Annotated in this window: 6 protein-coding genes; all 6 read left to right on the forward strand. The window is 48.2% G+C overall.

The features are described from left to right. Positions 1–184: 184 nt before the first annotated feature. Complete coding sequence (locus IM319_RS19795) at positions 185–562, forward strand: DUF3110 domain-containing protein (protein ID WP_286824946.1); 378 nt, start codon at positions 185–187, stop codon at positions 560–562. A 195-nt stretch (positions 563–757) separates the two neighbouring features. Beyond that, positions 758–1,177 (forward strand): YraN family protein, encoded by a 420-nt coding sequence (locus IM319_RS19800; protein ID WP_002765893.1) that lies wholly within the window; start codon positions 758–760, stop codon positions 1,175–1,177. Positions 1,178–1,742: 565 nt separating this feature from the next. Beyond that, positions 1,743–2,381, forward strand: a complete 639-nt coding sequence (locus tag IM319_RS19805; protein WP_287736657.1) for a histidine phosphatase family protein — start codon at positions 1,743–1,745, stop codon at positions 2,379–2,381. 49 nt (positions 2,382–2,430) lie between these two features. After that, positions 2,431–3,075 carry a histidine phosphatase family protein gene (locus IM319_RS19810; RefSeq protein ID WP_287076930.1) on the forward strand — a complete coding sequence of 215 codons (645 nt, stop codon included), beginning with the start codon at positions 2,431–2,433 and terminating at the stop codon, positions 3,073–3,075. Positions 3,076–3,172: 97 nt separating this feature from the next. Continuing rightward, complete coding sequence (locus tag IM319_RS19815) at positions 3,173–3,886, forward strand: biotin--[acetyl-CoA-carboxylase] ligase (protein ID WP_287736658.1); 714 nt, start codon at positions 3,173–3,175, stop codon at positions 3,884–3,886. A 45-nt stretch (positions 3,887–3,931) separates the two neighbouring features. Then, a complete protein-coding gene (locus IM319_RS19820) occupies positions 3,932–5,176 on the forward strand; it encodes a M23 family metallopeptidase (protein WP_287736659.1) in 1,245 nt (414 codons plus the stop codon). Positions 5,177–5,409: the final 233 nt, after the last annotated feature.

Raw genomic sequence — 5,409 nt, forward strand, 5'->3', positions numbered from 1 at the left:
AACATCATTAGAAAAGTAATTCCTGATGTCATTGACCAGGGAATAAAGGGTTTGCCGTTTAATCCTGTAGTGCTTGACCCACTACGAATGACTAAGCTTTCAGACTTTTAAGTAAGTTTGAGTAAGTTTAGTTGAGCGGTAAAATGAGTATAGACGACCACCGCTTATCGATCGCTAAGTAATTATGCGTGTATTTGTACTACTTTTTAACGCAGGCACAGAAAACGAAGGTATCCACACCATTCAAATGGGAGCTATCAATAAGGTGTTGATGTTTGAATCGGAAGATGATGCCACCCGTTATGCTCTGCTGTTAGAGGCACAGGATTTTCCGACTCCCACGGTAGAGAAAATTGATTCGGAGGAAGTGGCAGAATTTTGTCGCGACGCCGGCTATCAAGCGGAAATGATTGAAGCGGGTATGTTGGTAATTCCCCCCGAAAGCAATGCCGAGGAGTTGGATTGGCAAAAAGAGGAAGTCCCCCCCGCCGAGGAGGAGTTTTCCGAGATTCCCGATGCGGAGTTAGACAGCATCCGTCGTCGTCTAGAAGGACTTTTGTAATAAACCTCTTGTAAAAATCGAAAATTGTCCTGCTTGGTTAGGAGACAGGAGACAGTAGCCAGTAGTCAGGAGTTCGGAGTCAGAAGACAGGACAATAAATCGGCGTTGTTCCCTGTTCCCTGTTCCCTGTTCCCTGTTCCCTGTTCCCTGTTCCCTGACCACTGATAACTGATCACTGATCACTGATCACTGAATATGACAACCGTGGGGGAATTGGGCGAAAATTTGGTGGCGGATTGGTTGCAATTACAGCAATGGCATATCCTCCAGCGTCGTTGGCGTAGTGCTGGCGGTGAAATCGATTTAATCGTCTTGTCTAAATCTCAGGCGACTCTCGCTTTCGTCGAGGTTAAAACCCGCAGTGCTGGCAATTGGGATTTAGGGGGCAAATTAGCGATCAATGACCGTAAACAAGGGAAAATTTACCAAGCTGCCCAGATATTTCTCGCCTTTTATCCCCAATGGTCTGATTTAAGCTGTCGCTTCGATGTGGCGTTAGTTAGTTGTCAAAAAAGTTCTCTATTAGCTTTACCTGAGTTTTCCCTTGATTATCCCTGTCAGCTACAGGCAGGTTATCAATTGCAATTACAGGAATATCTCGTGGCGGTTTTCTAAAAACACAATAGGCCCGCCTAGGGAGGCGGGCTTCATCTTGTACAAACGATATGGACTCCTAAAAAATTAACGGACTCAATACAATAGAGGTTTACAGAACCCACAACAGTCTATCTGTCAACTATCAAGATTCCTCAGTTTACCGACTCAGGTGCTGATTACGGCTCACTCCATCTGTCCTATATCGAGCAACAGAGGCGAAACCATACTTTACTTTACAAACTTTGAGAATCTGCGTCCGATTTAGCTGTTGCGTTGATCTAGAGCAGGTGGCACAGGCTCTAGGTCTTTTTGCCTGGAAGGAAGTTGAGTCGCTTCCTTTGTGCCTTATGTTTTTAAGATAACACGTTTGTCAGGACTCGATCGACCTTGTGATTAAAGTTTACACTTATTGATTTTTAGCAAAAATTGCCGTTACAAAACTATATATAGGGTCGGCTGAAAAAGTTTTTCCTAGGGGCAGGGTGTAGGGTGTGGGGTGTGGGGTGTGGGGTTTTACTTTTTAAACAGGATTTAGTATCACTATAAGTGGGAGAGGGTCACAAATAGAAGAGGAACCCAAAAAATGAGTCTAAAACTTTACTTTTTGCGTCATGGCGAAACCACAGCCAGTCAAGCGGGTAGTTTTTGCGGTCGATTAGACTTGCAACTAACCCCGGCCGGCTATGAAATGGCCAAGGATTTCGCTCTTGTCTATCGAGATGTGCCTTGGACAGGGATCTATTCTAGTCCCCTCAAGCGCACCATGGCCACGGCCACCCCTTTAAGCGATCTCTTAGGTATTCCCATCCACAAACGGGAAGGATTAAAAGAGATTGCCTACGGCCAATGGGAGGGAAAAACCGCAGCCGAGGTTAATCGGGAGTTTCATGATGATTATGTGCGCTGGTTAGCAGATCCGGGCTGGAATTCTCCCACAGGGGGCGAAAAAGGCATCGATATCGCTCGCCGCAGTTCGGAAGTATTAGAGGAAATCGACCATAATCACGATGATGGCCATATTTTGATCGTTTCCCATAAAGCAACGATCCGAATCATGTTATGTTCTCTTTTAGGCATTGATATCGGCCGTTATCGCGATCGAATTGCCATGCCCGTGGCCTCGGTGACGATCGTCGAATTAGCCGAACACGGTCCCCTCTTTCAAGTCATCGGCGATCGCTCTCACCTCCGCAATGACCTGCGCTTGCGAGCGGGAACCTAACCAGTCAACAGTAACCAGGAAAGCTCCGGATTTGGTCTCCTGAAAAACTATGTGCTTGATGTTATATTTTCTACGACACGGACAAACGGCCTATAGCAAAACGGGAGGATACTGTGGTACTCCAGAAAATGACCCCGGTTTGACTGCCGAAGGCATCGAAATGGCCGAGGAATTCGCCGATGTCTATCGTTCTCTACCTTGGCGTGCGGCCTACGTCAGTCCCCTACAAAGAGCTATTCAAACCGCTAAACCCCTCTGTGAAGCGGTGGGACTGAAATTAGAAATCCGCCAGGGATTACAAGAGATCGGTTATGGTCTTTGGGAAGGTATGCACCCCAACGATATTGACGATCAATATCATGATCTCTATGTACGCTGGTTGACGGATCCGGCTTGGAATGCCCCCCCCAACGGGGAAAGGGGGATCGATATCGCCCGTCGTTCGGCGGCCGTTTTGGAGGAAATCGAACACACCCACAGTGATGGCAATATCCTGATTGTTTCCCACAAGGCCACCATCCGGATCATGCTCTGTAGTCTGATGGGTATCGATGTGGGCCGTTATCGCGATCGGTTTGAAATGCCCGTGGCCGCTGTCAGTATCGTCGAATTAGGCAGTCGTGGCCCGCTTTTCCATGGCATCAGTTTACGTTCCCACCTCAGTGAGTACCTGCGTTCTCTCCCCTGCACCTAATCAGTGATCAGTGATCAGTGATCAGTGATCAGATGTGAGTTTTCAGTTCACTGTTTACTGTTTACTGATCACTGAAAATACTCCCCACTCCCCATTTATGCCCAAAATCCATCAGTTTGAACTATTACCTTCCACTAATACTAAAGCTTGGCAATTATTAGAATCGGGGGAAAATCCGCCTTTTGTGGTGATTGCTAGTCAACAAAGTGCCGGGAGGGGACAATGGGGACGGGAGTGGATTTCTGAACAGGGAGGATTATATTTATCTTTGGCGTTAAATCTTGATTTAGAGGTGGATAAATCTGCCCATCTCGTTCTCGCTACAGTTTGGGGCATCGCTCATCACCTGAATTGTCAAGAAATACCCGTTAAAATCAAATGGCCGAACGATTTGGTATTATTAGGGCGCAAACTAGGGGGAATTAACCTAGAAACCCGTATTCAAGGCCAAAACATCCCAGAAGCAGTCATCGGAGTCGGCATCAATTGGGCTAATCCCGTCCCCCCCACGGGCATTAATTTACAAGCTTTGGCTGGCAATAAAATCACCTCGATCGCTCAATTAACCGATCTCACCAGCGAAGCTATCCTATACGGCTATGAATATTACTGTAATTACGGTATAAAAAACCTATTAGCCTCCTATTTAGAACTTTTTGCCAATTTTGGTCAAAAGATAGTTTTCGAGGGCTATCAGGGCATAATAACGGGGGTAAGCGATCGAGGGGAATTAAAAGTTAAACTCACCTCGGACAATGCCAGTAGCGAAATCTATCTACCGGCGGGTAGGGTCAGTCTCGGCTATAATTGAGTCTAAATATTTTTTTGACTAAACTGTGAGAAGTGAGGCCGCCCTATGTATCCTTCATCGGTGATATTGAAACTTTTTCTAGGAAAATCCTTAAAAAAGAAGCTGAGTTTATGCAGTGGTCTCGGTTTAGTAATCAGCGGTCTGATTACTCTTGCTCCCAATGCGATCGCTAATTCTGAAACTGGCAGCGAAACCACGGTGGTGGAAAATGCCGCCCCGACTCTGAAAGCCCCCGTTATCAAAGAAAATACTAATCCTGCCCCCCGTCTGGCTATCCCCGAAAACCATCAAACCGATATGCCTACCCTTGCCCCCCGGGCCGGCGGTAAAAATAATTTTATCGATACTAGAAACTTTAACCCCCCCAGTTCCGTTGTTGTCACCGAGCGCCGCAGTGGTTGCCAAACGATCGCCCAAAATGGTCAACTGGTAGGAGGTAGCTGTAATCTGGCGGCCCGGGCCTCCCGTCGTCAGCCGGTCAGCACTGTGGCCAAACCCTTACCCCCAGTTAATCTGGCCCGGGTACGTCTCAATCCTAATCCAGCCGTGCGGGTGGGACGGCAGCCCCGAAATCAGCCGGTTATCGCTAATAATTCCCTGCGTCGTTATGCCCCCACTCTCGTGGCTGCTAGCGCCCCAGTACGTCTTGCACCCCCGACGGTGATTGCGAGTCAGGTGGTAGCCCTCAATCCCCCGGAATGGAATGGCGTAAAATTAGCTTTGGCCCCGGTGACTCGCGCAGAAGTGGAAGCAATCAGCGAAGCGACCACCTATGAGCGCGCCACCCGTTTAAGTCCCACGGATTCTAACCAAACTCAACGCACCGATTTAATCTTTCCCCTCGCTCTTCCCGCCCAAATTACCTCGGTTTTCGGGTGGCGAAATCATCCGGTCAGCGGGAATCGGGCCATGCACGCGGGTACTGATTTAGGCGCACCGATGGGAACACCTGTATTAGCCGCCTACGCGGGGGAAGTGGCCACCGCCGACTGGTTAGGAGGTTACGGATTAACGGTGATTTTACGTCACCTCGATGGTAGTCAAGAATCTCGTTATGCCCACCTTTCGGAAATTACCGTCAAACCGGGAGAATGGGTGGAACAGGGCGCAGTTATCGGTCGCGTGGGTAGTACGGGACTTTCTACTGGTCCCCACCTACACTTTGAATGGCGACACCTAACCGAACAGGGTTGGACCGCCGTAGATGCCGGTTTACATCTAGAATTAGCCCTCGATAATCTGGTGCAGAGAATGCAAATGGCCGCAGCCACTGACTCTAATCAGAATTGATTGGTCTTGGCTGACAACTATAGCAGTTTTTGGAGCTTAAAAACGCATCGTTGAGCTTTTGCCCAATTGATGCGTTTTCATACATTTGCAGTCTTAAGTAGGGTCTGCTGAAAAAGTTTTTCGGTGGGGGTTGGGGGTTGGGGGATGGGGGATGGGGGATGGGGGATGGGTTTTACCGATTTTCAGGTGGTCAACTACCTAATTTTCAGGGAAAAAGTACCTGAATTTTCCCC

The sequence above is a fragment of the Microcystis sp. M113S1 genome (assembly GCF_020246945.1).
GTDB lineage: Bacteria > Cyanobacteriota > Cyanobacteriia > Cyanobacteriales > Microcystaceae > Microcystis.